This window comes from Actibacterium mucosum KCTC 23349 (genome assembly GCF_000647975.1).
GTDB classification, from domain to species: Bacteria; Pseudomonadota; Alphaproteobacteria; order Rhodobacterales; family Rhodobacteraceae; genus Actibacterium; species Actibacterium mucosum.
Window position 1 is genome coordinate 1 of the sequence record NZ_JFKE01000003.1, and the last position, 25,422, is coordinate 25,422.

The following is a 25,422-nucleotide window of genomic DNA, read 5'->3' on the forward strand; positions in this document are numbered from 1 at the left end:
CTGCGGATCAGAAAACAAAGCAAGATACACCAACCTGAATCCTGCTGAGAACCTGGTCGACTGGGTTGTTGATGAAGTTGACCGAATGGGGAGCGGTTGGTGCCCTCCTGGCATCGTGTCGATTGGTGTTGGCGGTACGGCTGAAAAGGCCATGCTCATCGCCAAAGAGGCGTTGAATGAGCCAATCAACATGTCCGAGTTGTTGCTTGCAGGCCCCCAAAACAGAACAGAAGAGCTTCGCGTTGAGCTCTACGAAAGACTGAACGCCCTTGGCGTTGGAGCGCAGGGGCTCGGCGGTCTTACAACCGTCGTCGATGTAAAACTATCATCCTATCCCTGTCACGCCGCCTCTAAGCCCGTTGCCGTGATCCCTCAATGCGCGGCAAACCGGCATATCAGCTTTTCGCTGGATGGTCGCGGTGCGGCGGTACTTCCTCAGCCTGATTTAACAGAATGGCCACAAGTTGACGGCGGCCTTGGGCTGGGTAGTCGGCAACTAAATATCGATACTGCAACCAGAGAAGACTTGCTTGAAATTCCCGTGGGTGAACAGGTTTTGCTTTCGGGCACCATCTATTCAGCACGGGATGCCGCACATAGACGCATCGCCGAATACCTTGAAGCCGGTCGCGCGTTACCGGTGAACCTAAAGGGCAAGTTCTTATACTATGTCGGGCCCGTCAAAGCGGTCGATGGTGAGGTCGTTGGCCCGGCTGGGCCGACCACCTCGGCTCGGATGGATAGATTTACCAAGCTCATGCTGAAAGACGTTGGTATTCTGGGAATGATCGGAAAGGCCGAGCGTAGCGCAGCAGTTGCAGAGCTCATCGCACGCTATACGGCCCCTTATTTCATCGCCGTTGGCGGCGCCGCCTACCTGATCTCCAAATCGATAAAGAAAGCCGAAATTGTTGCGTTTGAAGATCTGGGGATGGAGGCCATCCATAGGTTCGAAATCAAAGATATGCCTGTGATGATGGCGATCGATTGCAACGGGAACTCAATACACGAAAAGGGCAAGCGAATGTGGCGAACCAGCGCAAAGACTGGGGGCAATCCGTGAGAAAGTACTATCCACCGGTGGTTCCATTATTTGTACCCGCAACACGCCCCGACCTTATAGCCAAAGCGGCCCGGAGCGGTGCGGACGCCATAATTGTAGACCTCGAGGATGCCGTACCTGGTGCAGAAAAATCCTCTGCCAGATTGGCCATTCGAACCGAACTCGCGGGCCATACTGTCCCTGTTATTGTTCGTGTGAATGCTGTGGATACGCCCTGGTTCGATGAGGATTTGGCGCTTGTGCGCGACGTACAGGTTGATGGGATCATGCTCCCGAAAACGCAATCTCCAGAAGACGTTTCGAAGGTCGGAGAGGACATTCCAGTCATAGGTCTGATCGAGACGGCACGTGGTGTTGCGTCCCTCCCTTCGATTTGTTGCTCACCTAACTTGCGACAACTGGCTTTTGGTTCCATTGACTATGCCCTGGACATCGGATGTGTCGAAACAAGAGATGCCCTTTTGCTGGCGCGACTTTCACTGGTGAACCATTCACGGGCATTTGATCTGCCTCCACCGCTTGATGGCATCACTGTCTCCGTCGACAACGAGGATATCATCCGGTCTGACACAAAATATGCCGCGCAGCTTGGGTTTTCTGGAAAACTCGCCATCCATCCCAAGCAGGTTCGAATAATTGATGATGCACTTCATCCATCCGAAGCCGATATCGTTTGGGCAGAATTGATTTGTGCTGCAGATCGCAAAAGCAAAGGCGCTGCCGTGCTCTTGGATGGGCGCATTATCGATGCCCCGGTTGTCAAGAAAGCGAAGCGGATTTTGCAGCGCGCTCACACGCTATGAGGCAGGAACCGAACAAAATATCCAGGGTCAGGCTTCATAGCTAATAGACGACGAAAGCGGCGGGTGCGATGGCTGACAGGAAAACCTTCGGGCATCTGTCGTATCGTGTTGCGACACGTCGCCAATCTTTCGGCCTGCCAAACATGATCTCGATCCGGTTGCGGCGTTTGTGGCGGCGCTTGTCGTTTTTCACCGGTTTCTTGCGTTGCTTTCGGCTGGGGATGCGTGGTCGTATCCCTTTGTCTTTCAACGCTTCCCGGAACCAATCGGCGTCATGGCCGCGATCCCCGAGCAGCCAGTCGACATCCGGCAGACTGCTCAGCAAAACCCGTGCGCCGATGTAGTCACTGACTTGTCCGGCTGTGGCGAACAGGTTGAGGGGGCGCCCCTGGCTGTCGCAGATGGCGTGCAACTTGGTGTTCATGCCGCCTTTGGTTCGGCCAATCAGACGGCCACGCCCCCCTTTTTCACGCCCATGCTGGTCGCGGTGCGGTGAGCTTTCAGGTAAGTGGCGTCCACTGCCCGGCAGTTGATTGCAAAGCAATTAATGAGAGGGGATCATCACGGTCTTCTCTTCGCCGTGTCCAGCCGCCAGACCCACCATCATCTGGGCAAAGATGCCCTTGTCGCTCCACCGCTTCCAACGGTTGTAGAGCGTTTCTGGTGCTTACGCGGCTCCACCGGGGCCACGGTCCCCTTCAACTGTGAGGGCCATAAGCTGCGGGTGCGTCACGCCATCGCAAGCCATTGCGATTGATGAAGATATGTCCACTCAACACACATCGATCATCGACCCGTGGTTTGCAGTGTAACTTTGGATAAAGAGCTCACGGTGCGCCAACTGGGCATCCGTTAGCCAGAAAAGATCAGACATGTTTACCGCTCGTTTTTCGAGCCGTGAATCATACTGCCAACCGGAAATCAATGGGTCCTGACCCTAAGGTCCAACAAAATAACGCCTCCAACCAAAGAAACCGGAAATCCTCTCAAAGCTATCCAAGCAAACGACGCCCGTTGTCTTTGCCACAACAATTCCTTTACCAGAGAGAATCTCTAGATAATACCCCTGCCCATCGCATCGCTGTGAAATGAAATCATTTAACGACTTTGAGTATCGTTTTTCGAAAATACTCAATTCTCCATACCTGCTTGCGACCGCTTCGAAATCGCGCAGAAGTATTTCTCCATAGTATTGCTGCAAACAAGCCGAAACATGTTCGGGCTCTAAGCTGAAGTCGCACCCAAGATGTGCCGCGCCTGGTTCATGAGGTACGGAGGAAGAAATGAGCGTATCACTGATATAATTGCGCGATACGTATGCGACGCAACCAACTGACACAGTGATCGCGAATAAAGTTATATAAAACACCTTCATGTTTCTCACACTCAACCTTCGCAGGTTGTCCCGTTTAAGCTTTCTGGGCACAATAATTTTTCAAATATATCAACTTGACCAAGCCCTGCGTAGGGTCAGGATTCATAGCCAATGAATGACGGTTGCTGCGAGTGCGATGGCTGACAGGAAAACCTTCGGGCATCTGTCGTATCGTGTTGCGACACGTCGCCAATCTTTTGGCCTGCCAAACATGATCTCGATCCGGTTGCGGCGTTTGTAGCGGCGCTTGTCGTATTGGATGACTGTCTTGCGTTGCTTACGGCCAGGGATGCAGGAGCGTATCCCATTGTCTTTCAACGCTTCCCGGAACCAATCGGCGTCATAGCCGCGGTTCTCGCGGAGCCAGTCGACATTTGGCACACTGCTCAGTAGCGCTCGCGCACCGACGTTGTCAATGACTTGGCCAGCGGTGACAAAAAGGCTGATCGGTCGCCCTTGGCGGTCACAGATAGCATGAAGTTTGGTATTCATGCCGAACTTAGTTCGCCCAATCAGGCGGCCACGCCCCCTCTTTTTGCGGCCAAGCTGGTCGCGGTACGATGTGCTTTCAGACAGTTCGTATTGATAATTACTGTCTTTTCCTCGCCATGTTCGGCTACCAAGCAGGCCATCATCCGAGCAAGATCGCTTCCTCACTCCAACGCTTCCCCCGGCTATAAAGCGTTTCCGGGGCTTACTCGGCCCTACCGGGGCCACGGTCCCCTTCAACTGTGTGGGCCATAGGCCGAAGGGGCACCGCGCCAGCGTAAGCCATTGCGAGTGACAAGTATTATCCCGCTCAGAACGCGCCGATCGTCAACGCGAGGCTTACGTTGGGAATTAGGAAAGAAAGGTTCACGACGCGCCATCTGGGCATCTGTCAGCCAGAAAAGAGCAGACATGTTCACCGCTCGTTTTTGAGCCGTGAATCACGCCGCTGGACGGAAATCAATGGGTCCTGACCCTAAGGTAATTCGTCATCTACACGCAAGCACTCCGCTTGCAACTTGCCGATGACTTGAACAGGCAGAGTTTCGCGCTCTTGCACCCCTGATTGCCTATCGAAGTAGACGCCGCTTAAAGGGTAGGTGAAGGAAACACCCATCCCACTTGCAGCGAAGTTGGTGGCTGACCGAACGGTTCCGATGATGCGGGTCATGCTGCTTCCGGACAGGCCACGCTTGATCAGCACATCCAGAAAGGTGTTGGCATCCTTCTTGAAATAGGCCCGAAGACCCTTGCCTCCGGCGACGACGATGACAAAGCCGCAGGACCGTCCAGCAGCCCGGTGAAAGGTGACAGGACGACCATGCCCCTTCTGCTTCAGGTAAACGGACACGGCTTCAGAGAGCGTCATAGAGACGCTCAACGGCATTCCTGGAATGGCTGCAGTGGAAGCCACCATCCTCACCCGATACTTTCCCGACAACTCCGCATCCTTGGACCGCAAGTGATGCCAATACTCGTCAAGCTGGTCCGCCGCCCGTCTTGCCCGAGTCGCGTCGACCGTGACCGACCGAGTTCGCAACGAGTATGAGGATTTCCGTGTGTCGTAGGGCTTCAAGAGGACCGCTGGAACGCGTCTCTCGAAGTAGAAGATGCCGTTTTGGTGAACGAGAAAGGCACCGAATTGTCATACGCCATGTCCTGCGCCCGCGCAGTTTCCCAAAGAAACTGAGAAAGAACAAAGGGTTGGAACATGAGGTGGTGCCCGGGGGCGGAATCGAACCACCGACACGAGGATTTTCAAACCGAAGCTTTTGTATGGAAATCAAACCTTTATCGGTGACTTTCGCGTCAAACCCATGACGGAAAATCAAGCACTTATTCCAATTTTGTCAAACCTTAACCGTGGTCTGACGGATGCTGGAAAATTCGTAGGAGGAAGCTATGTCTGAGACCTTGCCCTTCTGCAAAATCAAACTCCAGTATCTGCTGGAAATGGTCACGGATCATGACCTTGATGACAACGCGTTGCGTGTGGCTCTCTATCTTACTTTGGCCCATGCAGATCATGAAACAGGCGAAAGTCACCCTTCCTTCGAAACCATTGGTGCAGCCATCGGCAAACACGCTAAATCGATAAAGCGTGCGCTAAACAAAGTTGAAGCGGCTGGCTACATGACCATTGAGCGCGGCACGAATAAGGGTAAATCATCTCGCTATCGCCCGGCAGAGACCGCTCTTAAACGCGCTACAATTCGTCGTCGTGAGGGGGACAAGATTGTCCCGTTGTCACGCGCCAAAGGGGGGCATTCTTGTCCGCAAAGCCGGACAGGTTTGTCCAGCAAAGGGGGACAGGATCGCCCCCCGAATAGAAAACAAGAACTTAGAAAAGAACATGGGCTCGGGTCCGCGCCGGATTTGCCTGATGAAGGGCAATCCGGCGTTCCCCACGATCGACACCAACTGACATTCGTTCCAAGGGGTATCTGTTTCGTTCGAGATTGGGATGACAGGCTTTCCCGCGAAGGCATGCCTCCTCTGGAACGTCTTTTGCCGTCCGTGCGCCACGGCCAGCACTTGGGCTTTTGGTTGCCTGCCCGAACACCCGCGCCACTGGGGAGCGCAACATGGGAGGTGCAGAAGAATGCTTTGGAAAGGCTAGTCCGTTCTGCGCACGATCGGAGGGAAAATGCTGCTCTCGATACGGTCTCAGGAACAGCGTTTGTACCGATTTCAGTCTGCACTGCCAGGGTGCAAAATGGGTGAAGATAGGAGGCAATTTCGTCTCATCCCGCAGAGCCATAAAAATAAGGGAAAAAATGGCGGAGGAAGATGGCAAGAAATAGGGATGATTACTTCACATGGATTTTCACCCCAAAATGCGCGAAAATCACCGCCTTCAGTTACTGTAAAGCCCCCCTTAACTCTCCGCGCGCACCAACCTTGACTTGTACGTACATTGTACGTTACCTTGACGCAGTAAGGAGATCACCATGATTCAGGTTCAAGACACCACATCGGCCCTACGTGAGCCGAAGTCACATCGAAAGGATTTGCGCCTCAAGCCATCCGTTTTGGATGCAATTGAACGCGCCTCACTGGCTGTTGGGATGGATGCCAGCACCTTTATCACATCGGTCGCTTATCGTGCCGCGCAGGACATCGAAGCTGCCCAGCACAGGAGTGTTTTGCCCACTAAGGCATTCGATGCCTTTGCTGACGCGATTGACCAACCCACCCAGCCAAATGCCGCACTGGCCGATCTGTTCGCTAAACGACGTGAGCTGATCGCAGATGACTAACCCTAAATTTCGAGTTGAGCGGTTCGACAAGGCCTCGCATGATCGCGGGGCTTTTTCTTGTGGCGTGGCCGGAATGGATCGCTGGTTCAAGGAAAGCATTACCGATCAAATCAAAGCCAACCGCCTGCGGGTCTGGTGCGCTGTGGACGCCGAGAGGCGCGTGGCTGGCTTTTATGGCCTGTCAGCCCATTCGGTGGAGGCGGAGGCATCTCCGGCCCTTTCCAGACGTCGAGAGCGCCATCCGATCCCGGCTATCTACCTGGCGGCGCTGGCGACAGACTTGACCGTGCAGGGACAAGGGCTAGGCGGGGCGCTCATGGCCGATGCTTTGGCAAAAGCGCTGGAGGTGTCAGAAATCATCGGCGCGGCGGCAGTGATACTGGATGTGTTTGAAGACGAACGCTTTGAACAACGTATGGCGTTTTATACAAAGCTGGGATTTCGCCCGTTGAATCCATCGGAAGACCCGAAGCGGCTGTTTTTGCCGATTAAAGCAGTGCTCGAGAACCCCATTTGATCGAATATACGTGGATCGGAAACAAACATCCGGACCCAATTTCGGGTGTTTCCACCTAAGCAACTCAAAGCCGAAGACGTACCCTGGGAGCTAACTGCAAATGTTGGAGTGGTCAGAAGGTTTGTAGGGAGGATCAGAAATTCGTCCTGCGGCAATCCGCAACATGTCCGCGATTTCCACGAAGGGTGCGCATGCGGAGAAATCAGTCATTCGGGCACCCGCGATAGATGACTGCTCTGTAGGACAAACCGGACTTGTGCATTTGCGGCTATTGCTGCCGCAGAAAGCCCTCGTATCTGCAGCATGTCTGTCGCTGCGTTGCGGCTCAGATCGCCGAAGCGGCCATTGATCTCCGTCATAGGATCCGAAAACAAGGGTTCAATTTCGTAACGTTGTGACAAGCCCAGCAAGGAAGGGAAAATTATTTCCATTCACAGTTTTATGCCGTCTGAAATAGCCTTGCGAACTTTGCGCGATGATACTTGCGAGGGAATATTTTCTTGGGTCAGTACCTGAACAGACGAAACTAAATCACTTACTGGTCCGGTTGAGAGCTGATGATATGCAAGAAAGGCGTCAAATACGTTTCTCACATCTGATCGCAAATCGTGGTGCAGAATGAAGTCCAGCCTCTGATCAAAAAGCAAATTATGATTTTCTTGATTGAGATCATGAGCCATAAATAACCTTGGCCTAAGCCCGTTGTGTTCTAGTATGTCGAGGATCGATCGATTGCCAACACCTAACGAATACAGGGCGCACAGATTGGGGACTGTTGCCAGAACATTCGATAGGGTTTTGGATGTTTCAGAGCTCGATCCGCAAATGTTGGGCACTTGGAGTATTCGAAGTTGGGGGCATCGATCTGCCAATGCCTCAACAAATGCCGTCTCGCGTTCCTCTTCACCCAGAACCCGCTCAAGATTCCGGATAACCAACACAGTCCCTGAATCGTCCCCAACGAACTTGGAGACTAGGTAAGCGGCAGTACGACCCGCGCCGATGTTGTCTAGACCCACGTAGGAAATCCGATCACTGCCAGAAATATCCGTCAAAAGTGTCACCACAGGAATTTTGGCGGCAGAAAGCGTGTTCACAGTTTTTCTGATCTTCGGAGTGTCCCTCGCAGTTAGGCACACACCATTGCTGCCCCGCTTCAATATGCGCATCAGGGCGTGTACAATCCCCTCCTCGTCCAAAATGCCATGTTGTACAAAGCGGGGCCGACACACTGCCGCGTCGATTTGGTGTTGGACTGATTCTGCTGCTGTCTTGATCTCGTGGTTGAAGTAATCCGGTCCCATCACGATGAAATCAAAGAACAAGCGTCTGCCACGAGCGGCGGTTTTTGCTTCTCGTGCAGCAAGCTCCTCAATCGCTGCCCTCACTCGTAATTTTGTCTGAGGGCTCACATGATTACGATTGTTTAGGACCCGATCGACCGTGGCCAATCCTAACCCAGCTTGAAGGGCAATCTCTCTAATTGGGAAACGGTGCGTCAATTGATTGGCTGGCTAGGAACGACTGGGTTCGTGATGGAGTGTCTCACTGTCTTGGACACGTTACTGAAGGAATCTCGGGGACGTTTGGGTTGTTCTGGATACGGGACGCAACAGCCAGAGCGATGGTCTGCGCCAGGCAAATTGGTGCGGTCACGGACCGTGACAAAGGCCCGGCATGCTCGTGCGCTGCGAAAAGGACTTGCGCGGATTTGGCCAATGGGGACAGTGAGCTATCCGTTAACGCGATGATTGTCCGCCCCTGCGCTGCGACCTCTTCGACAATCGAAACAACTTCGTTTGCATAGAACCGAAACGAGACCGCCAGCAGCACATCTTTGGTGCCCATCGTACGCGACACATGGGTGGCAAGTCCGCCGCTAGGATCAAGCATTATACATTTTTTCCCTACCATCGTTAAAAGGTAGCGGATCAATTCGACCACTGGCGCAGATCGCAATTGACCTAATAGAAACACCGTTTCCGCATCGCTCAAAATCTCGGCGGCTTGGGCCAGATCATTGGCGTCGATCTCATCAAGCAGGCTTTGCACAGAGGCGGCATCGCTGACGACCATATCCCGTAACAACTCAGCCTCGGAGAGGTCATCGCGTGACTTCAGTTCTTGCTTGAGCGCATGGACCCGCGCCTCAAACCCTGGGGCTGCTGTTGCGAGGCGCTGCTGAAACAACACTTGCAGACTTTTGAAACCATCATACCCAAGCGATTGCGCAAACCGCACAAAGCTGGATGCATGAATGTCACAACTTTGGGCGATTGCATTGACCGAACGGACCGCCACGTCATTGGGGTTTTGCGTGAGATATACCGCAATCTGCTGATATGTCTTGCTCATGCTGTCATGACGATCATGGATCAGACGGATCAGGCTTTCATAATCCTCAGGTGGCGGCGCTTGGGTCATTTTGGATAGTCCCGATTGTCATGTTTCGGCGATCAAACGTTGATCCAGCTTGAAGAAACCGAAGACCTTTGAATGCTTTCAACGAGGTGTTGAATCCGCAGCCCCTTTCGGAATGAGAACGGCTCTGGCCCTTGTCCGGCAATCGCGCGAACATATCCAGCGACTTCGATGGCTTTCAGGTCGTTAAAGCCAAGTTGATGGCCCGGAGCCACACAGAAATTGCCGTAGGGCGCATGATCCGGCGCGGCTTCGATCCGGCGGAAACCGCGGCGGCCGTGCGCATCGTCTGCCGCATAAAAGTGCAGTTCGTTGAACCTTTCCTGACTGAAGCACAGCGCGCCTTTTGATCCATAGACCTCAAAGTCGTGCTGCATCTTGCGTCCAGTGGCGATCCAGTTGCCTTCAATTGATCCGCTGGCCCCGTTTTCGAAACGTAGGAATGCGCGTCCGATGTCGTCAACCTCGATAGCTCGACGTCCACCTTTGCCATCAGGTCGCTCGGAAATCGTAGTCACGCAATCGCCCATGACGCGTGCAATTGGGCCAAGTAGATACTCAGCAGTCGCCAGCGAATGACTGCCCAGATCGGCCAGCGCGCCGCCGCCGGCCGGATCATGCCGGAAGGTGTATGGATCATCGGCATTTGCCATGTAATCTTCGGCATGTAACCCGCGATAGCCACGGATGTCGCCAAGCTCCCCGCCTGCAATCATCTCGCGCGCGAGGGTGAGCATCGGGTTGCAAATATAGTTGAAACCGACCTGCGTCTTGATCCCTGCGGCCTCTGCTGCATCCGCCATTTCAGCAGCGTCTTTGGCAAGCGGGGCAAGCGGCTTTTCGCAATAGACATGTTTGCCAGCGGCAATCGCTTCAAGCGCCATCTCTTTATGCAATGCATTGGGGGCTGTGATGTCGATCACGTCAATCTCGGGATTGGCTAACATCGTACGCCAGTCCGATGTCGCATGGCGAAACCCAAATTCGTGCGCAGCGCGGGTGGCAGCTTCATCATTGATATCGGCTACCGTGTGCAGATCAATCTGCATTGGCAGGTCAAAAACCTTTTCTGCCGTGGCAAAGCCAAAAACATGGGCCTTACCCATAAATCCAGAGCCGATCAGCCCGATAGAGAGTTTTGGTTTTTCAGTCATTTCAATGCATCTTTGTTAACGATCAAGGTGGGATCAAGGGTGCCGTTCAAAGCGTCCATTGCGTTATCAACACAAGAGAGGGCCATGCGCTCGCTGGCTTCTTCCGTCAAGCCTGCGATGTGCGGCGACAGGATCGCGTTGTCGTGGTTGGCCAGCGCCATGTCTCCGGTTGGCGGTTCGATATCAAACACGTCTAGCCCTGCGGCGTGGACCCGGCCATCGGACAGGGCCGCCGCAAGCGCGGTTTCACACAGCACTCCGCCACGCGCCGTATTGGCGATGATCATGCCGGGCTTCATCTGGTCGAACGCGGCGGCGTCCAGTAGTGGCTTTTCCCCCCGTGGCACATGCAGTGACAGGCAATCCGCCCAAGCCAGCCCCTCTGACAGCGTTTCAACCGGGTCTACGGGGCCGTCAGGCCAACCCTGAGATTGCAGATAAGGGTCGTAGGCTCGAACCGTCATGTCAAAGCCGGTCGCCATCCGCGCCAGTTTTTGCCCTGCACGGCCATAGCCGATGATCAGCAAGTTCCGGCCCGAAATTTCGCGCTGTTCCAATTGGTTGCGCCATCCCCATTTCGATAGATCGCGCACGGCGCGGTCGGCGCGGATCGCCTGTTTCGCACCCGCCAACAGTTGCATCATCGCCTGTTCCGCGACCGAGACCGAGTTCACATCGCTGACAATCGCCAGCGGTATGCCACGCGCGTTCAATGCCGCCACATCAACTGCATCATAGCCGACCCCATGACGCGACACGACTTTCAGGCGCTCGGCAAGGGCGATCGTGGCCGCAGTCAGCGGTTGGGTTCGGATCACCAGCGCATCCGCCGTGGCGATGTGTTTGGCGACGCTCGGCTCATTAATTTCTTCGAGATAGGTGACTTTGATACCGTCGGATTTCAGCGCCTCCAGCCGGGCAACGCCCGTGGGATGCAATTTCCCGGCAACAAGAAGATGTGTCATCAATACATCCCCCCATCGCCGCCTGTCCCGCCGTCACGGTTGTTCAACTTGCGCCATGCCGCAACAGAGGCACCTGCGGCCCCCGCGAGCAGGCGGGAATCGCCGCCGACTGTGGTCAGGTCATAGCCCCAGCCAATGGCCTGCGCCGCGTATTCGGGTGTGCCGCAATGCAGGCATGCCTTGATGCCATTGGCCTTGCAGACATCCGCGATGCGTTTGATAAGCGCGATCATCTCGGGTTCCTGCCGATCAAAGCCGGGGGGAAGCCGCCCTTCCTGCGTCCCCAACGTCAGGTCGGCGGGTCCGACATAAATGCCATCGAGCCCTGGCGTCGCGGCGATCTCTTCCAGATTGGCCACACCGTCGGCGGTTTCGATCATCGCGAGCGCCAGCACCTCGTCATTCGCTGCCACGCCGTAGCCGGGCATCGCAACAGCGGCGCGTGTCGGGCCAAAGCTGCGTTGCCCATGGGGTGGATAGCGCATGTAGGACACGAATTCTTCGGCCTCGGCGCGGGTGTTGACCATCGGGCAGATGATTCCCATCGCCCCCGCATCCAGCGCCTTCATGATATAGCCCGGATCGCGCCACGGCACCCGCGCCATCAGCGTCGCACCCGACGCCTTCATCGCCTGTAACATCGGCAGGACGTCGCCGTAATCAAGCGCGCCATGCTGAATGTCGATTGTCACGCTGTCATAGCCCTGTGCGGCCATGATCTCGGCGGTGAAGGGATTGCCGACGGAACACCAGCCATTCAATGCGGGTTTGCCTGTGGCCCACAGCTGTTTAAGCTTATTCTTTTGCATCATATGCCCCTCAAAAGACGATCTGGGACAGCTTGGTGTCGAGATAATCCTCGATCCCCTCGGTGCCGCCTTCGCGGCCAAGGCCGGAATAGTTGGTGCCGCCAAAAGGGGCTTCGGACGCGGCCAACGCAAAGGAGTTGATCCCGACCATACCTGATTTCAACGTGGCCACAGCCCGACGCGCCCGCTCGGGGCTTTGGGTGAATGCATACGCCGACAGGCCCATGGTGGAGGCATTCGCACGTGTCAGCGCCTCATCGTCGTCCGAGAATCGGCTGATCGCGGCAATAGGACCGAAATTTTCTTCAGCAAAGACGCGCATGTCGTCGGTGACATTGCTCAGCACCGTCGGCTCATAGAAGTGGCCCGCATTGAAACCAGCTGCGCGCTTGCCACCCGTTTCCAGTTTGGCACCTGCCGCAATGGCATCTTGCACGATTGCATCGACCTCGGTCATCCGGCCTGCGTTGATTAAAGGTCCCATTTCGGTCGCGTCTTCCAGCCCATCGCCCAAGGTCAGGGCAGCGGCACGTTTGGTAAATTCAGTGACAAATTCATCATGCAGGCTGTCGTGCACAAAAAAGCGGTCAGGTGTCACGCAAACCTGGCCGGCGTTGCCGAACTTCGAAGGCACGCAAACATCTAGCGCGGCTCCTAGATCGGCGTCGTCAAAAATGATGCAGGGCGCGTTGCCGCCCAGTTCCATCGACACCTTCTTCACTGTATCGGCTGCATCGCGGATCATCTGCTGGCCCACGCGGGTGGAACCGGTCAGTGACACCTTGCGCACGCGGGGGTCGGCCATGATGGGGCCATAGGTATCGGCGGTTGATCCAACGACAAGGTTCACCGCACCATCGGGCAACCAGCCTGCGCGGATGCAATCGACCATGACCACAGCAACACCCGGTGTCTGCGAGGAAGGGCGCAGAACAACCGGGCAGCCCGCAGCAAGAGCGGGAGCGATCTTGCGTGCAGGAAGGGACGCCGGAAAGTTCCACGCCGTAAACGCGCCAACAATCCCAACAGCTTCTTTCGTAATTTCAAACCGGCCACCGGGCACGCGGCTTTCGACTACGCGACCGTAGATCCGGCGTGCTTCTTCAGCATACCAACGGAACTGATCAACCGAGAGCACCCATTCGCGACCTGACTGCGCCAGCGGTTTGCCGGTCTCGGTTGAGATCATGCGCGCCGCTTCATCCGCGCGCGCGTTCATTTCATCTGCGATCCGGTGCAATGCGTCAGCGCGGGCAAAGCCACCCATCTCGCGCAGTTGCGGCAGGGCAAGGGCTGCCGCCTCAATGGCGCGTTGCGTATCTGACGTGGATGCGGCCGCAACCTCACCTAGTGGCATCTCGGTCGCGGGGCTTCTGACGGGCACCGTTTGGTCGCCATGCTGCCACTTGCCAGCTATGAAAAGGCCAAAATTCTGATACATTAGTTTACCTCTTTGATGTTGATGAACCGGCCTTCCGCGACAGATTTTATCGCGGCTTCGGCCAGGATGAGCGCACGGTGCCCATCTTCGAAGCTTGACTGAACGGGTTGATTGTTTTCTACGGTATCAATGAAGGCGTCGATTTCCGCGTCAAAGGCCTCGCGATACCGCTCGATGAAGAACTCAAGATAAGGTGTGGCGCTTTCAACAGTTTGCGCTCCAAATTTCCGGACCGCGTTTGGTTTTCGATTCTGGCTTTGAATCATCCCGGCACTGCCCAGCAGTTCGATCCGTTGGTCGTACCCATAGTTGGACGCGCGTGATGTATTGATCTGGCATTGTCGGCCCGACGCCGTGCGCATGATGATCATTGTTGTATCGTGATCGTTCAGCTCGTCCATCAGATCAGGGTCGATCAAACGCCCGCCTATGGCAAAAACTTCGACCGGCTCTTCACCAAGCATAAAGCGGGCAAGGTCAAAGTCGTGGATAACCATATCTCGGAATATACCGCCAGCGGCCTCGATATAATTGCGATCGGGCATACCTGGGTCGCGTGACGTAATCATAACCTGATGCAGTTTGCCGATTTCACCTGCGACAACCGCATCGCGCGCCGCCTTGTGGCCGGGATCAAAGCGACGATTGAAACCGATTTGGATGGGTACATTCGTTCCCGCGATTTTCTTTGCGCAGGCGTTCACCCGTGCTAGTGACAAATCGATTGGTTTTTCGCAAAGCACGGGCTTGCCTGCTGCAACCGCGGCCTCAATGAGGTCCGCGTGCGTGTCGGTTGCAGTTGCGATCAGTACTGCATCTACACCACTATCGGCAAAAATCTCATCAGCAGATCGGGCGGCTGTGGTTGCAAACTCTTCGGCGACGGCCTGCGCTGTTGGCGTGTGAGTATCATAGACAACGGCAAGCTTTGATCTTGGGTGCGCAGCGATATTCGCGATATGCATCCGCCCGATCCGGCCACATCCGAGCACGGCGATTCTGAGCATGTTGTCCCCCTCTCCAAAACATTATGCAATAGTTGTTGCAAAATAATCCAGAAGTCAATAATCATTCCAAAAGCAGAAAAGAAGCTTACCTTTGGGAGGGAGACAATGGTTGCTAAGTCGGTCAGGTTGACGGTTGGTCAGGCGCTGGTGCGCTATCTTATTAGCCAACACACAGAAATTGATGGCCAACGCGTTCCTCTATTCGCGGGCGTATTTGGCATTTTCGGCCATGGTAACGTGACGTGCCTGTCTGAAGCGCTAGAGCAGGTTCAGGATGTACTGCCGACATGGCGTGGGCAGAATGAGCAATCCATGGCTCTGGCTGCGATCGGCTATGGCAAGGCAAAATTGCGACGCCAGATTATGGTCGCAACCACGTCAGTTGGGCCGGGCGCGACCAACATGGTGACCGCAGCGGGCGTCGCCCATGCCAACCGTCTGCCAGTGCTGCTCTTGTCCGGTGACACGTATAACAACCGCCTGCCAGATCCGGTTCTGCAACAAGTCGAGCATTTTGGTGCGCCGTCGACTACGGTCAACGACAGTTTCCGCGCGGTGTCACGTTTCTGGGACCGGATCACCGATCCGGCGCAGATTATTTCATCTTTGCCACAGGCAGTCGCAACGATGCTGGACCCTGCCGATTGCGGCCCGGCGTTTATTGGTCTGCCACAGGATATCCAGGAAATCGCCTATGATTACCCGGTTGAATTCTTTGAGGAAACGCTCTGGACTATTCCGCGGCCGCGGCCGGATCGTGATCAGGTTGCAACTGCGGCAGCTCTTTTGAAAACCGCAAAGAAGCCGCTGATCATTTCAGGAGGCGGAGTGCGCTATTCAGGCGCTGCTGATGCGCTGGCGGATTTCGCATTGGCGCGTGGCATCCCGATGGCAGAAACGATCGCGGGAAAAGGGGCTGTGCTACACAATCATCCCGCCTATGTCGGACCCCTTGGCATAGAAGGCACGGATGCGGCCAAGGAACTGGCCGAAGGCGCGGATGTCGTGATTGCCGTTGGCACACGGTTACAGGACTTCACCACCGGTTCATGGACCACATTCAATCGCGACACTCAGTTTATCAACATCAATGCTGCCCGTTTTGACGCGCGCAAACATCGGTCATTGCCAGTGGTCGGTGACGCGTTGGAATGCCTGTCAGACCTTGATGTGGCCATGGGCGATTGGACCTGTGATCGCGCACGGATGACCGAGGCCCAGACGCTTTACGCGAATTGGAACACCATGCTGGATGCGGGCCAATCGCCCACAGACGCGCCCGTTCCAAGCTATGCTCAAGTCATTGCCGTGGTGAACAGGGTCGCGACGGAAAAAGACACGATGGTCACGGCGGCCGGTGGCCTTCCGGGTGAGACAGTCAAGAACTGGCGCGTGAAAGCGCCCAATACTTTTGACTGCGAGTTCGGATTTTCCTGCATGGGTTATGAAATTGCCGGAGCTTGGGGTCATGCCATGGCCAAGGATGGCGATGGCGTTCCAATCGTTATGGTCGGTGACGGTTCCTACATGCTCATGAATTCGGACATCTATTCTTCGGTTCTATCAGGCCACAAGTTGATCGTTGTCGTTTGCGACAACGGCGGATTTGGTGTCATCAATCGCCTGCAAACGGGCATGGGCGTGCCGGGCTTTAACAATTTGTTGAAAGACAGCCGGGTTTTGAACAAGAACAACCCGCTGCACGTAGACTTTGCCAAACATGCGGAATCCATGGGCGCCTTGTCGCGTCACTGTGACAGCCTAGCCGATCTTGAAGCAGCGATGGAATGGGCCCAGACCACGGATCGCACCACGGTCATCAGCATCAATTCTGACGCCTATACTTGGACCCCCGGCGGGGCCGATTGGTACGTGGGCGTTCCTGAAATTAACGAACGCGAAAGCATCCGCGAAGCCCGCAAGGGGCAGGAAGCTTTCCGCTCCAAACAACGTCGGGGGGTCTGAGAATGCTAAAAGCTCAACTGGGGATCGCGCCAATTGCGTGGTGGAACGACGATCTGGCGGAACTGTCTGATGACGTCAGTCTTGATGAATGTTTGCGTCAAGCGGCCGAGGCTGGACTAACGGGTATGGAAACGGGCCGCCGCTTTCCGATGAACATGGACGAGCTTGGACCCATTCTGGATCGCCACGGCATCTCGGTCTGTGGTGGCTGGTTTTCGGGTCTGCTGCTTGACGGCGATATCGAGGTCGAGAAAGACCGCATCGCCGAACAACATGCCTTCTTCAAAGCCGCTGGTGCGCCCTGTATCGTCTACGGCGAAACTGCGCGTTCAGTTCAAGGCGAGCGAAACACCCCTTTGGCGCAAAAGCCAATTCTGACCGAGGCCGAGATGGTAGCCTATGGGCGCAAGGTATCGGACTTTGCCGATTGGTGTGCCGCCGAAGGCATGCCGCTGAGCTATCATCACCACATGGCGGCGGCGGTGGAAACAGAGGCCGAGCTTGATCTGTTCATGAAACATTCTTCTGTGCCGCTGTTGTTTGATGCGGGCCACATGGCCTTTGCCGGAGGTGACAACCTGCGGGTGATCGAAAACCACCATGCGCGGATCAGTCACGTGCATACCAAAGACGTGCGGATGCCGGTGATCGACGCGCTGGACCGGACCCGAGAAAGTTTCCTTGATGCTATTATCAAAGGCGCATTCACGGTGCCGGGCGACGGATCGCTTGATTTTGAGGTGATCGTAAAAACCCTTGCCGCGAAAGAATATGAGGGTTGGTTTGTTATCGAAGCCGAACAAGATCCCATCGCAAATCCACCACTGGACATGGCGATCAAGGGGCGGGCCGAACTAAAACGCGTGATGGACGCCGCAGGCTATGAGGTGGCCAAATGAACCGTATTGACGGCAAGGTTGCAGTCGTCACTGGCGGTACACAAGGGCTCGGTGCGGCTGTGGCAAGGCTATTTGCCGAGGCCGGTGCCGCTGGCATCGTGATCGTCGGTCGCGGTGCTGCAAAAGGGCGGGCCAAGGCGGAAGAAATCACAAACGCCACAGGCGTCGCAGTGCATATGGTCGCCGCCAATCTAGCTGACATGGATGATGTTCGCAACATCATGGTGCAAACCGACCAATTGTTTGGGCGCGTTGATATTCTGGTCAACGCCGCAGGTTTTACGGATCGCGGCAACCTTCTGAACACAACGCCGAACCTGTTCGATGAGATGATCGCCGTGAACACACGCGCACCGTTCTTTTTGATCCAAGATGCCGCCTTGATTATGGACCGTGAAGGGATCGAGGGGCGGATTGTGAATATCGGGTCTGCCTCTGGTGAAGTTGGTCAGCCGTTTCTTGCGCCCTATGCCACGTCCAAAGGCGCGCTTTCGACGCTGACCCGCCATGCGGGATTTGCGTTGATGCGCAACCGTATCCACGTCAACCAGCTTGATATCGGCTGGATGAATTCGGAACACGAACGCAAGATTCAAGAGGCGGAATCCGGCGACCCCGACTTTATCGACAAGCAGGCGGCATTATTGCCGTTTGGACGATTGCTCGACCCAGAAGAGGTGGCGAAGGCCGTGTTGTGGATGGCGTCTGACGACAGCGGCATGTTGACCGGGTCAGTCATCCATTTCGATCAATCCGTTTGGGGAGGCTACGATGCACAGGCCCCGTCACCGGCTGAGAAGTTGACACCATGATCGCGAAAGCACAGCGCAACAGGCATGGCCTGTTGTTCACGTAATTCCTCAATGAAGAGGAAATGAGCCTATCAAAAGGCTTCCGGACTTCAAAGGTGCGCCGGACACCATCCTATGGGAGGAAACTATGAAAAAAGTACTTATGGCGGCCATGACGGCCTCTATCGTAGCGGGTGCGGCATTTGCCGAAGAGCGCTATGTCATGATCACACACACGCAAGGCACAGATCCGTTCTGGCCTGTCGTTGAAAAGGGCGGCCGCGACGCTGCTGAAGACGTCGGTGCGACACTTGAATATAACTTCGACGTTTCCGGCGACATGGCTGCGATGGCCAAGTTGATCGAAGCTGCGGCAGCAACGCAGCCTGATGGCATCATCGTTTCGTTGCCTGACGCGGCGGCGCTTGGGCCGGCAATTCGTGCAGCTGTCGACGATGGTGTCCCTGTTGTGACGATCAACTCGGGTCTTGAAGCCTCTGCTGAGTTGGGTGCGCTAATGCACGTCGGTCAGCCTGAGCGTCTGGCTGGTGAAAAGGCGGGCGAGCGGGCCGCAGCCGAAGGCGTGACCAACGGTCTTTGCCTCAATCAGGAATCGTTCAACACCGCACTGGTTGACCGTTGCACAGGTTACTTTGATGGCGTTGGTGGTGATCTGAACATGATCGACGTGTCCAACGACCCGACACAGATCGAAACCCGTACAGCCGCCGCACTTCAGGCTGACGAAAGCATCGACGGCATTCTGGCAGTTGGCCCACACGTCTGTGAAGCAGCAACTAAAGCTATCGAAGCTGTTGGTGCCGACGTGCACCTGGCTTGCTTTGACCTGAGCCCCGGCGTGATGGACATGATCCAGGACGGTCGTGCTGCGTTCACGATCGATCAGCAGCAGCGCCTGCAGGGCTACATGCCTGTGATCGTTCTGCACCTCTACAACAACCATGCTGGTCTGTTGCCTGGTGCGAACATCCCATCTGGCCCAGGTTTCGTGGATGCATCCAACGCAGCTGAAGTAGCCGCGCTGGCTGGGATCGACCGCTAGGTTCGCACGCAATGACTCTGGAACAGGCGGGAAAATCCCGCCTGTTCCTCTTACCAAGCGGTGGCACGTTGAAGGGAACACAAAATGGCCGATACAAACGAAGCCGGAAGGCTAAAGCAAGAAACTGCAGTTGAAAAACTACTTCGCCGGCCCGAGATCGGGTCCTTTGTTGTGATGCTGGTGATCATCGTTGCACTTGCAATCGCATCCGATGGCAAATCCTTCAATGCTTTGGGCTTGAAGAACAATATCGCGATTATTGCGCAATATGGGATCATCGCGACTGGTGCTGCCGTGCTCATGATCGCAGGTGAATTTGACCTCTCGATTGGATCCATGATCGGCTTTGCGGGAATGGCAATGTCGATGATGCTCAAATGGGGCTTACCGTTTGGCATGGGCGATGCGACACCCATTACCGCCTTCATAGTCACTTTGGCCATGACGCTGGCACTTGGCTGGCTGATCGGCACGGTTGTTGTGCGCTCTGGCCTTTCGAGCTTTATCGTGACGTTGGCGTTCCTGTTTTTTCTACGCGGTGTTACGGAGGTGAGCTTTCGTCTGATCAACAAGTCAACGCAAATCTCGGGCTTGCCGGACTACAAAGAAGAAAGCTGGTTCGCCAATCTGCTGGGCGGCGATGTCTTCGGTTGGTTTTATGACTTGTGGTTTATGCTTGGTGGGAACCTGAATCGCCGTGGCGAACAATGGGTCGAGGGGTTTGATGCACGTTTCCTTTGGTGGCTTGTCATTGCTGGCGTCGCGTATTTTGTCTTGAGCCGCACGCAGATCGGCAACTGGATTTACGCTACCGGCGACAACAAAGAAGCCGCCCGTGCAAACGGTGTTCCCGTCAATCGCGTTAAGATTGGCCTCTTCATGTTCACAGCCTTCTGCGCGACCATGTTTGCAGCCTGCCAGGTGTTTGACACCAACACATCGGACGCCGCCAAAGGCAATCTGATGGAGCTTTTCGCGATTGCCATTGCGGTTGTCGGCGGGACGTTAATGACCGGCGGTTTTGGGTCGGTCATCGGCGTTGTCTTTGGCGCGATCACAGTTGGCCTCGTCGCGAACGCGGTGTTCTTTATCCCGGCAATCGATGGTGCATGGTTCCGTGTCTTCCTTGGTGGAATTCTTTTGGCGGCTGTGTTTGCGAACGAACGCATCCGGAAACGTATAACAGGAGGTATCTGATATGGCTGATCCGTATCTGCGCGTCGAAGGACTGGTCAAACGGTTCGGTCCGTTCACTGCACTTGGTGGGGTAGATCTCGAGGTTTTTCCTGGCGAAGTCCACTGCCTGCTTGGTGATAACGGCGCTGGCAAATCCACCCTGATCAAAACCCTTGCCGGCGTTCATGAACCGACCGAGGGCAAGATCTACATCGAAGGCAAATCGGTCGAGTTCCGTTCGCCACGTGATGCCTCTGATGCCGGGATTGGCACAGTGTATCAGGATTTGGCCATCAACCAGCTCCTCAGCGTGACCCGCAACTTCTTTATGGGGCGCGAGCTTAAGGGCCCCCTGGGGACCTTGCGCATGGACGAAATGAACAAGATCGCCCATGATGAAATGCTCAAGATCGGAATCGACTTCTCGGACCCAACACAGGCCGTAGGAACGATGTCTGGTGGTCAACGCCAAACCCTGGCGATTGCACGTGCCATCTACTTTGGGGCTAAGGTTCTGATCCTTGACGAGCCGACTTCAGCCTTGGGTCAAAAGCAGCAAATGGGTGTCTTGAAGACAATCAAGAAAGTCCGCGCACGCGGTGACATCGCGATCATCTTTATCACCCACAACGAAATCCACTCTCGGCTTGTGGGGGATCGCTTTACATTCCTAGCGCTTGGCCAAACGATTGGTGCAGGCACAAATGCCGAAATCGGGGACGAAGAGATGCGCCGCCTAATGTCCGGTGGCGCTGAAATGGGCGATCTGGAGCAGGAGTTGGCTGCGATCTAATCCTCCCGGATCGTAGCTTACCAGACGCGGCTTAACGGAACCGCACAACACTCGCTTTCCGGTTCGTCCAAACCCGGTCGACCCAAAAACGATGAACCAGAAAGCGAGAAAAAATGTGCCAATGCTTTGATTGAAGGCAAGATTCTTTCTACTAAAATACTCACCTTCACGGGCCGGCTGAACTGGTCCAAAACCTGCTGAATCCAAACAGTCCGCGCAATTGTGAAGCACCACCGCATAAACTCCAAATTACAGCCTACGAAACATGCTACCTCTTGTGTGAAGGACTGGTTTTCTCGCTGCTCGGCAAGACCAAAGCTCTCGCATATGCAGCATTCATTGCGCTGCGAGCGCACGCAGCACAAAATCACAATGACTGAGTCGGGCTCTTTCCGGCCGTTAGCTGCGTTTTCCGCCAATGTCCGTACTCAGTATCGTTAATGCTTAAAACAATTCTCTCTGTGCCAGGTGACAAACTCGGTCCTTGGCCGGTTGGCGAGGCGGTCCGGCACCAAGATCTTGCCGGACGAGTTAAACATCGACGTCACGGCTTCGATGTCGTTGCTCTGACGGGAAACCAGAATTGTCAGGTCGTCAGCCAACCCAACGAGGCCGCGATCAAACATCCAGTGCGCGGTTCCGGACAGGGCGAGCCCGTTGCTGACGATGTCCGGGCCGTCATGCTCCACCGGTCTGATATGGGCGGCTTCCACTTCAGCGCGGCCACCGCCATTGATCAGACGTAAGCCAGTGATGGCGCATCGTTCACCGTAGGTACGCAGGACATTTTTCCTGAAATTACGGTCGCGAACCGCGCGGTTGGTCAGTTGGTTGACGCGTTCCCGTGCGGGCATGTGTTGGAAAGATGTTTGCGCGTCCTGAAAACCTGGCAGCTGCATCGAGTCACCAACGCGTGGCAGGATGTCCTCATCCCGTCCAAGGCCACGCTCGACTATTCGGGTAAAGTCTTCAGCGGATAAAGTTCTTACTGCGGCTTGCGCGCGTCCGGATATCTTGCCTTGATCGTTCAGCAATCCTCTTTCGATGATTGAATTCTCGTCTCGGAATGAAACTGGGTCCCCGAAATCAAGATACGTTCCTGGCTCTATCACCGCCAAGAACATGTCTGGCCTCCTTGGATCCGGAATGATCTCCTGGACCTTAGCGACAGCAAAGTACCCTTTGGTCTCTTTGACCTTGCTTGGCTCCAGGTAGACGATCCAGTCCCCTTCGCACTGTTGGGCACGCGAGAGGTATTGCTTTGGAAACTGATACCGCTCCGAGGGAATGTCTTCGTAGATCGAGTCGCTGCGATGGATGAAGATACCGAAGGCCATCGGATCACCCGCGTTGAAGACGTTCCAGTTTTCGATCGGCCGCGCGTAGGGTCAGTACCGCACCTGTCAAAAATGGAAGCGCCAAGCCAGCTGCGGCGATCGCAAAAATCAGGATGGCAGCAAAAACCGAGTATTCGGCAGACTGTTGTGCCAACGATAGTTGGCCCAAACCAATCAAGTAGAACACGCTGGTTCCCAGGAAGATCAGGTAAAGCAGCCCAAAGGGTTCAATCACCTCGCGGCGAGTGCGCTCCAAGACCGAATGCCGCAACATGTTCCAGCGTTTGCTTGCCTTGTTCACCAGATTACTCCCTTACCAACTCGATCCATGTGTGCACGTCATCGTCACTGACTTCACGGCCTTCGACGTGTGACTGATACCAGCGAGCTACGATTGCTCCGCGTTTCTCGCTCTTAATTTTGATGTTTTCGTCTGTGAGGTGTTGATCGAGCGAAATCTCGATCCTCTTTAGCGCGTCAAAGTCATGAGCTGCTCTGACAGATTTTGTGCCCAATAGTATCCATGCTGCGTCTACATCGAATTTATCGGCAATCGCGACCAAGGCTTCTACAGGCATTCCGCGTTGGCCCTTTTCGTAGCTGTGATAGGCGCGGTGTGAGACGCCGATCGCGTCCGCCATGGCGGTTTGTGTCAAGCCGACTTCGTTGCGCGCGATCGCAAGTCGAGCACCCATTGCCGAGAAGACAGCCTTTAAATCCCGCACCATGCAAGGTTCCCATTGACCCGACTGTCAATTTGAGCGAAACTGCACAAAATGACAGTAAAAGTTAGATAATGCTATCTGAACACGTCAGAAGGTGCGGAACAAGCGATTCCATTCATATTTAGTGTACGAGGCTGAAATTGAACCAAGAACGTCTACTCTCTCCAAAGCAACTTGGAAGCATGGTCGGGTTGAGCGCGGCGCAAATTCGCGCTCTGATGAATGATGGCAGGTTGGAGTTCGTTGAAATCTCGGCAAAAACCAAAATGCTTACTATGAGCGGATGGGAAAGGTTTCGGAAGAAGGCCACAAAGGTCAAATCGACTGATGACTTGATGTCGAATCATGGGTGCGGGGAAAGGAAGTGACATGGGTACGACCAATCTCAACATCAGCGTGATCGACAAGCGGATGCTCAAACAATCAGAAGCGGCCAGCTATACGGGCCTGCCAATAAAGCACTTCAAGACTGCATGCCCTGTGCGACCCGTTGAACTTAAGCAAGGGACGCTTCTTTGGGATCGCCGCGATATCGATCTTTGGATTGATGATGTGAAATCCGGGTTGGTCACAGATACCCGCGAAACCATCCTGGATCGACTAGGATGACCCAAATTCGTGTCAAAGGGTTCAAGATTTTCAAGGATCGGCATGGAAAACCCAGATGCTACCACCGCGAAACAGGGCATAAGATTGATCTAGCCCAGTCGCCCATCGGCTCCGCCGAGTTTTTTGCGGAATGCGAGACAATTCGTTCAATAGCCGAGGCTCAAAAGGCGAAAGCCCCAAAGGCCGGAACCCTTGGCGGGCTGATCCATTCCTACTTTGCGACCGAGCACTTCCAGAACCTCGCCGAAGCCACCCGGCGCGACTACCGCAAATGCGCTGACTTCCTTGAGCCGATCAAAGGCACACCGATTCATGTGATAGACACCCCGTTGATTGCAGGCGTCCACGACAAGGCCGCGAAGAAGATCGGCTGGCGGCGGGCGAACATGGTCAGGACGCTACTGAGCGAGGTGTTTCGCTACAACATCCCGAAGGGTCTGATCTCCGCCAACTTCGCGAAGGACGTCATTCCGAAACGCCGCCCGCGCGACCGCGCCTATGCTAACCGCCCCTGGACAATAGAAGAACGGGATATTGCCTTGGGCAAAGCCAAGCCTCATGTGCGTGTTGCGCTTGCTTTGATGATGAACACTGGCCTCGATCCGTCCGACGCGCTTCGCTTGCGGAAGGATCAGGTCGATGGCGGCACCATCTGGGGCGTACGCGGCAAGACAGGCGAAGAGGTTGCGATTCCGGTCAGCCCGACGCTGCTAGCCGCCCTTGACCGCATGCCGGACCATAACGCCGAGACTGTGCTTTCCAATTCGCGCGGCGAAGCTTGGACCTACAACGGCTTCTCAACTGTTTGGCACCGTTTCAAATCCGCCCTTGAGAATGAAGGCCTTATCGAAAAAGGCCTGACCCTCAAGGGTCTGCGGCACACGGTCGCCACGACTTTGCGCGAGGCGGGGCTGGATGAACGCCGCATCGCGGACCTTCTGGGGCAGAAAACACCGTCCATGGCGCGGCACTATTCCCGGTCTGCAAACCTTGCCGAAAAGAACCGCGAGACCATGGCGACACTGGAAAAAGAAAACGAAAGGCGCGCGAAGATTGTCAAACCTTCACCGGAAAGCGTCAAACCTGACCAAAGTGAGGATGAAATATGAGTGATAAACTCAATTATATTAGAGAGTTAAATGGTGCCCGGGGGCGGAATCGAACCACCGACACGAGGATTTTCAATCCACTGCTCTACCCCTGAGCTACCCGGGCACGGGTGAAGGAGGCTTCCTTCGGGTTGCGGTGTTCTAGACGCGGT

At 55.1% G+C, this 25,422-nt stretch carries 25 protein-coding genes, 1 tRNA gene and 2 pseudogenes; 13 read left to right on the plus strand and 15 right to left on the minus strand.

Going from position 1 to position 25,422, the window contains the following annotated elements; translation table 11 throughout:
• Nucleotides 1–1,063 (plus strand): fumarate hydratase (locus ACMU_RS06485; protein ID WP_035257658.1); only part of this gene is annotated, 1,063 nt, incomplete at its 5' end.
• The gene (locus ACMU_RS18985) at nt 1,060–1,866 is read left to right on the plus strand and encodes an HpcH/HpaI aldolase/citrate lyase family protein (RefSeq protein ID WP_081805425.1); all 807 of its coding nucleotides are present in this window, start codon (nt 1,060–1,062) and stop codon (nt 1,864–1,866) included. The genes ACMU_RS06485 and ACMU_RS18985, both read left to right, overlap by 4 nt.
• 40 nt (nt 1,867–1,906) lie before the next feature.
• Here ACMU_RS18985 and ACMU_RS19860 read toward each other — a convergent pair whose 3' ends face one another.
• From ACMU_RS19860 to ACMU_RS19970, 4 genes and pseudogenes are all read right to left on the minus strand, one after another.
• Nucleotides 1,907–2,410, minus strand: coding sequence for an IS5 family transposase (locus ACMU_RS19860; protein ID WP_268870857.1), 504 nt, complete (start codon nt 2,408–2,410; stop codon nt 1,907–1,909).
• 933 nt (nt 2,411–3,343) lie between these two features.
• Nucleotides 3,344–4,143, minus strand: a pseudogene (locus ACMU_RS18995) (IS5 family transposase).
• Nucleotides 4,144–4,205: 62 nt separating this feature from the next.
• The gene (locus tag ACMU_RS18670; protein WP_152544539.1) at nt 4,206–4,598 is read right to left on the minus strand and encodes a hypothetical protein; all 393 of its coding nucleotides are present in this window, start codon (nt 4,596–4,598) and stop codon (nt 4,206–4,208) included.
• 99 nt (nt 4,599–4,697) lie between these two features.
• Nucleotides 4,698–4,847, minus strand: a pseudogene (locus tag ACMU_RS19970) (DUF6538 domain-containing protein); the annotation flags it as partial.
• Between the two features lie 284 nt (nt 4,848–5,131).
• Here ACMU_RS19970 and ACMU_RS19240 point away from each other — a divergent pair.
• The 3 genes from ACMU_RS19240 (at nt 5,132) to ACMU_RS06520 (ending at nt 7,006) form a co-directional block, all read left to right on the plus strand.
• Entirely contained in the window at nt 5,132–5,953 is an 822-nt protein-coding gene (locus ACMU_RS19240; RefSeq protein WP_152544540.1) for a helix-turn-helix domain-containing protein, read from the plus strand.
• 227 nt (nt 5,954–6,180) lie between these two features.
• Nucleotides 6,181–6,489: a type II toxin-antitoxin system TacA family antitoxin gene (locus ACMU_RS06515; protein WP_081805426.1), complete on the plus strand. Its 309-nt coding sequence runs from the start codon at nt 6,181–6,183 to the stop codon at nt 6,487–6,489.
• 73 nt (nt 6,490–6,562) lie between these two features.
• Nucleotides 6,563–7,006, plus strand: a complete 444-nt coding sequence (locus tag ACMU_RS06520; RefSeq protein WP_051588080.1) for a GNAT family N-acetyltransferase — start codon at nt 6,563–6,565, stop codon at nt 7,004–7,006.
• 431 nt (nt 7,007–7,437) lie between these two features.
• On the opposite strand, the gene ACMU_RS06530 is transcribed toward ACMU_RS06520, so the two are convergent.
• Genes ACMU_RS06530 through iolG form a run of 7 tightly spaced genes read right to left on the minus strand, consistent with a single transcriptional unit; the run spans nt 7,438 to nt 14,803 of the window.
• On the minus strand, nt 7,438–8,508 hold the full coding sequence (locus ACMU_RS06530; RefSeq protein ID WP_035257684.1) for a LacI family DNA-binding transcriptional regulator: 1,071 nt from the start codon (nt 8,506–8,508) through the stop codon (nt 7,438–7,440).
• Between the two features lie 43 nt (nt 8,509–8,551).
• Complete coding sequence (locus ACMU_RS06535; RefSeq protein WP_035257686.1) at nt 8,552–9,430, minus strand: MurR/RpiR family transcriptional regulator; 879 nt, start codon at nt 9,428–9,430, stop codon at nt 8,552–8,554.
• Nucleotides 9,431–9,462: 32 nt separating this feature from the next.
• Nucleotides 9,463–10,581 (minus strand): Gfo/Idh/MocA family protein, encoded by a 1,119-nt coding sequence (locus ACMU_RS06540; protein WP_035257688.1) that lies wholly within the window; start codon nt 10,579–10,581, stop codon nt 9,463–9,465.
• On the minus strand, nt 10,578–11,546 hold the full coding sequence (locus tag ACMU_RS06545) for a hydroxyacid dehydrogenase (protein ID WP_035257690.1): 969 nt from the start codon (nt 11,544–11,546) through the stop codon (nt 10,578–10,580). Before ACMU_RS06545 ends, ACMU_RS06540 begins: the two co-directional genes overlap by 4 nt.
• Nucleotides 11,546–12,355, minus strand: coding sequence for an HpcH/HpaI aldolase family protein (locus ACMU_RS06550; protein ID WP_035258638.1), 810 nt, complete (start codon nt 12,353–12,355; stop codon nt 11,546–11,548). Before ACMU_RS06550 ends, ACMU_RS06545 begins: the two co-directional genes overlap by 1 nt.
• Nucleotides 12,356–12,365: 10 nt before the next feature.
• Nucleotides 12,366–13,796 carry an NAD-dependent succinate-semialdehyde dehydrogenase gene (locus tag ACMU_RS06555; RefSeq protein ID WP_035257691.1) on the minus strand — a complete coding sequence of 477 codons (1,431 nt, stop codon included), beginning with the start codon at nt 13,794–13,796 and terminating at the stop codon, nt 12,366–12,368.
• On the minus strand, nt 13,796–14,803 hold the full coding sequence (iolG, locus tag ACMU_RS06560) for an inositol 2-dehydrogenase (RefSeq protein WP_035257692.1): 1,008 nt from the start codon (nt 14,801–14,803) through the stop codon (nt 13,796–13,798). The genes ACMU_RS06555 and iolG overlap by 1 nt, the downstream gene beginning before the upstream one ends.
• 105 nt (nt 14,804–14,908) lie before the next feature.
• On the opposite strand from iolG, the gene iolD reads away from it, so the two are divergent.
• From iolD to ACMU_RS06590, 6 genes are all read left to right on the plus strand, one after another.
• Complete coding sequence (iolD, locus tag ACMU_RS06565) at nt 14,909–16,768, plus strand: 3D-(3,5/4)-trihydroxycyclohexane-1,2-dione acylhydrolase (decyclizing) (RefSeq protein ID WP_035257695.1); 1,860 nt, start codon at nt 14,909–14,911, stop codon at nt 16,766–16,768.
• Nucleotides 16,769–16,770: 2 nt separating this feature from the next.
• Nucleotides 16,771–17,667, plus strand: a complete 897-nt coding sequence (gene iolE, locus ACMU_RS06570) for a myo-inosose-2 dehydratase (RefSeq protein WP_035257697.1) — start codon at nt 16,771–16,773, stop codon at nt 17,665–17,667.
• Nucleotides 17,664–18,479: an SDR family oxidoreductase gene (locus ACMU_RS06575; RefSeq protein ID WP_035257700.1), complete on the plus strand. Its 816-nt coding sequence runs from the start codon at nt 17,664–17,666 to the stop codon at nt 18,477–18,479. Before iolE ends, ACMU_RS06575 begins: the two co-directional genes overlap by 4 nt.
• Before the next feature lie 127 nt (nt 18,480–18,606).
• A complete protein-coding gene (locus ACMU_RS06580) occupies nt 18,607–19,521 on the plus strand; it encodes a sugar ABC transporter substrate-binding protein (protein ID WP_035257703.1) in 915 nt (304 codons plus the stop codon).
• An 84-nt stretch (nt 19,522–19,605) separates the two neighbouring features.
• Nucleotides 19,606–20,718: an ABC transporter permease gene (locus ACMU_RS06585; protein WP_035257705.1), complete on the plus strand. Its 1,113-nt coding sequence runs from the start codon at nt 19,606–19,608 to the stop codon at nt 20,716–20,718.
• Between the two features lies 1 nt (nt 20,719).
• Complete coding sequence (locus tag ACMU_RS06590) at nt 20,720–21,490, plus strand: ATP-binding cassette domain-containing protein (RefSeq protein WP_035257706.1); 771 nt, start codon at nt 20,720–20,722, stop codon at nt 21,488–21,490.
• Nucleotides 21,491–21,927: 437 nt separating this feature from the next.
• Here ACMU_RS06590 and ACMU_RS06595 read toward each other — a convergent pair whose 3' ends face one another.
• The 3 genes from ACMU_RS06595 to ACMU_RS06605 are packed head-to-tail and all read right to left on the minus strand — an operon-like array spanning nt 21,928 to nt 23,555.
• On the minus strand, nt 21,928–22,827 hold the full coding sequence (locus tag ACMU_RS06595) for an HNH endonuclease (RefSeq protein WP_035257708.1): 900 nt from the start codon (nt 22,825–22,827) through the stop codon (nt 21,928–21,930).
• Nucleotides 22,828–22,831: 4 nt separating this feature from the next.
• Nucleotides 22,832–23,128, minus strand: coding sequence for a hypothetical protein (locus tag ACMU_RS06600; protein ID WP_035257710.1), 297 nt, complete (start codon nt 23,126–23,128; stop codon nt 22,832–22,834).
• Nucleotides 23,129–23,132: 4 nt separating this feature from the next.
• Nucleotides 23,133–23,555, minus strand: a complete 423-nt coding sequence (locus tag ACMU_RS06605) for a helix-turn-helix domain-containing protein (protein WP_051588083.1) — start codon at nt 23,553–23,555, stop codon at nt 23,133–23,135.
• A 366-nt stretch (nt 23,556–23,921) separates the two neighbouring features.
• On the opposite strand from ACMU_RS06605, the gene ACMU_RS06615 reads away from it, so the two are divergent.
• Nucleotides 23,922–24,161 carry a hypothetical protein gene (locus tag ACMU_RS06615; protein ID WP_035257715.1) on the plus strand — a complete coding sequence of 80 codons (240 nt, stop codon included), beginning with the start codon at nt 23,922–23,924 and terminating at the stop codon, nt 24,159–24,161.
• Nucleotides 24,158–25,270, plus strand: a complete 1,113-nt coding sequence (locus ACMU_RS06620; RefSeq protein ID WP_051588086.1) for a tyrosine-type recombinase/integrase — start codon at nt 24,158–24,160, stop codon at nt 25,268–25,270. Before ACMU_RS06615 ends, ACMU_RS06620 begins: the two co-directional genes overlap by 4 nt.
• Before the next feature lie 31 nt (nt 25,271–25,301).
• Here the strand turns inward: ACMU_RS06620 and ACMU_RS06625 are convergent.
• A tRNA-Phe gene (locus tag ACMU_RS06625) sits at nt 25,302–25,376 on the minus strand.
• Nucleotides 25,377–25,422 lie beyond the last annotated feature (46 nt).

What these genes read in the sequence shown, in the direction of transcription:
- ACMU_RS18670 (WP_152544539.1), bottom strand. Translation starts at nt 4,598, where the DNA reads ATGACGCTCTCTGAAGCCGTGTCCGTTTACCTGAAGCAGAAGGGGCAT.
- ACMU_RS19240 (WP_152544540.1), top strand. Translation starts at nt 5,132, where the DNA reads ATGTCTGAGACCTTGCCCTTCTGCAAAATCAAACTCCAGTATCTGCTG.
- ACMU_RS06515 (WP_081805426.1), top strand. Translation starts at nt 6,181, where the DNA reads ATGATTCAGGTTCAAGACACCACATCGGCCCTACGTGAGCCGAAGTCA.
- ACMU_RS06520 (WP_051588080.1), top strand. Translation starts at nt 6,563, where the DNA reads ATGGATCGCTGGTTCAAGGAAAGCATTACCGATCAAATCAAAGCCAAC.
- ACMU_RS06535 (WP_035257686.1), bottom strand. Translation starts at nt 9,430, where the DNA reads ATGACCCAAGCGCCGCCACCTGAGGATTATGAAAGCCTGATCCGTCTG.
- ACMU_RS06540 (WP_035257688.1), bottom strand. Translation starts at nt 10,581, where the DNA reads ATGACTGAAAAACCAAAACTCTCTATCGGGCTGATCGGCTCTGGATTT.
- ACMU_RS06545 (WP_035257690.1), bottom strand. Translation starts at nt 11,546, where the DNA reads ATGACACATCTTCTTGTTGCCGGGAAATTGCATCCCACGGGCGTTGCC.
- ACMU_RS06550 (WP_035258638.1), bottom strand. Translation starts at nt 12,355, where the DNA reads ATGCAAAAGAATAAGCTTAAACAGCTGTGGGCCACAGGCAAACCCGCA.
- ACMU_RS06555 (WP_035257691.1), bottom strand. Translation starts at nt 13,796, where the DNA reads ATGTATCAGAATTTTGGCCTTTTCATAGCTGGCAAGTGGCAGCATGGC.
- iolG (WP_035257692.1), bottom strand. Translation starts at nt 14,803, where the DNA reads ATGCTCAGAATCGCCGTGCTCGGATGTGGCCGGATCGGGCGGATGCAT.
- iolD (WP_035257695.1), top strand. Translation starts at nt 14,909, where the DNA reads ATGGTTGCTAAGTCGGTCAGGTTGACGGTTGGTCAGGCGCTGGTGCGC.
- iolE (WP_035257697.1), top strand. Translation starts at nt 16,771, where the DNA reads ATGCTAAAAGCTCAACTGGGGATCGCGCCAATTGCGTGGTGGAACGAC.
- ACMU_RS06575 (WP_035257700.1), top strand. Translation starts at nt 17,664, where the DNA reads ATGAACCGTATTGACGGCAAGGTTGCAGTCGTCACTGGCGGTACACAA.
- ACMU_RS06580 (WP_035257703.1), top strand. Translation starts at nt 18,607, where the DNA reads ATGAAAAAAGTACTTATGGCGGCCATGACGGCCTCTATCGTAGCGGGT.
- ACMU_RS06585 (WP_035257705.1), top strand. Translation starts at nt 19,606, where the DNA reads ATGGCCGATACAAACGAAGCCGGAAGGCTAAAGCAAGAAACTGCAGTT.
- ACMU_RS06590 (WP_035257706.1), top strand. Translation starts at nt 20,720, where the DNA reads ATGGCTGATCCGTATCTGCGCGTCGAAGGACTGGTCAAACGGTTCGGT.
- ACMU_RS06595 (WP_035257708.1), bottom strand. Translation starts at nt 22,827, where the DNA reads ATGGCCTTCGGTATCTTCATCCATCGCAGCGACTCGATCTACGAAGAC.
- ACMU_RS06605 (WP_051588083.1), bottom strand. Translation starts at nt 23,555, where the DNA reads ATGGTGCGGGATTTAAAGGCTGTCTTCTCGGCAATGGGTGCTCGACTT.
- ACMU_RS06615 (WP_035257715.1), top strand. Translation starts at nt 23,922, where the DNA reads ATGGGTACGACCAATCTCAACATCAGCGTGATCGACAAGCGGATGCTC.
- ACMU_RS06620 (WP_051588086.1), top strand. Translation starts at nt 24,158, where the DNA reads ATGACCCAAATTCGTGTCAAAGGGTTCAAGATTTTCAAGGATCGGCAT.